Origin of the sequence: Pseudomonas delhiensis (genome assembly GCF_900187975.1) — a bacterium.
Lineage (GTDB): Bacteria > Pseudomonadota > Gammaproteobacteria > Pseudomonadales > Pseudomonadaceae > Pseudomonas > Pseudomonas delhiensis.
In genome coordinates this window covers 1-1,359 of sequence record NZ_FZPC01000078.1, presented here as the reverse complement: position 1 = coordinate 1,359, position 1,359 = coordinate 1, and the positions used below count along the sequence as shown (strand labels likewise).

1 protein-coding gene is annotated in these 1,359 nt (G+C 65.6%); it reads left to right on the top strand.

Annotation, left to right across the window (positions count from 1 at the left end; translation table 11 throughout):
* Positions 1-1,359, top strand: a 1,359-nt coding sequence (locus CHC02_RS29775; RefSeq protein WP_244906828.1) for an Ig-like domain-containing protein, incomplete at both ends; no start/stop codon positions are given.

The following is a 1,359-nucleotide window of genomic DNA, read 5'->3' as shown; positions in this document are numbered from 1 at the left end:
CTCAAGGGCAAGGGCAACCCGGGCGACACCATCATCATTTTCGATAACGGCGAGAAACTCGAGGAAATCGAAATTGGCGAGGGTGGCACTTGGGAGTTCACTCCGGAAGAGCTGAGCGACGGCGACCACAGCATCACCGTGATCATCCAGGACCCAGCCGGCAACCAGTCCGAACCTTCCGATGAGTGGGTCATCACCGTCGACACCCAGGCGCCCGACGCCCCGGTGATCAACAGCGTGTTCGACGATTTCGGCGCCAAGACCGGCGAACTGGCCTCCGGCGATGCCACCGACGACCAGCAACCGACCCTGTCCGGCACGGCCGAAATCGGCTCGACCGTCGTCATCTATGCCAACGGCGTGGAAGTCGGCCGCCAGGTCGTTGAAGACGGCACCTGGTCCATCACTGTCGACGAACTGGCCGAAGGCGCGCACAGCCTCACCGTGCAGGCCATCGACAAAGCCGGCAACGTTTCCGAGCCGTCCGCCTTCGACCTGGTGATCGACCTGGATATCGACAGCATTCCGCCGGCGCAGCCAGTCATCAAGTCCGTGTACGACAACGTCGGCGCCAAGACCGGCGACCTGCTCTCCGGCGACGTGACCGACGACAATCGTCCGCAGCTCTCCGGCACCAGCGAGCCGTTCGCCACCATCGTCATCTACGGCAATGGCGTCGAGATCGACCGCGCGCAGGCCGACGACCAGGGTAACTGGAGCTTCACGCCGGGGAGCGATCTCGCCGATGGCGTGTACAACTTCACCACCGTGGCCATGAATGCTGCTGGCAGCAGTGCGCCTTCCGAGCCGTTCGAGGTGATCGTCTACACCGGCAACGGCCCGATCCAGGTGGCCCGTCTGTCCCACATGGGCAAGGACTCCGGCCACGACGGCCAGGACTTCGTCACCGACAACGGCAGCATCGGCCGCCTGATGTACGGCGTACTGAGTGCCGAGCTGGCCGCCGGCCAGACCCTGCAGGTTTCCACCGACGGTGGCGAGACCTGGTACGACGCGCTGGTCAACGGCACCGACTGGGCGGCCCAGGACCGCCACGGCCATAGTGACAGCTGGAACATCCAGACCCGCGTCATGGGCGCGGACGGCAAGACCGGCTTCGTCATGGAGCAGAACGTGGTCCTGGACACTACCGCCTCGCGCGCGCCGACCTCGATCCAGCTCGATGGCACCCACCTGCTGGTGGCGTTCGATCCGTCCAACGTGGCCGTGGGCGACCGTATCGCGGTCGTCGCCGACGGTGGCACCCAGCGCTTCGAGTACACCCTGACCGCGGTCGACATCATCGCCGGCAGCGTCAGCCTGGAAGTGGGCGCGGTCAGCTCGGCCAGCGCCGCCCTG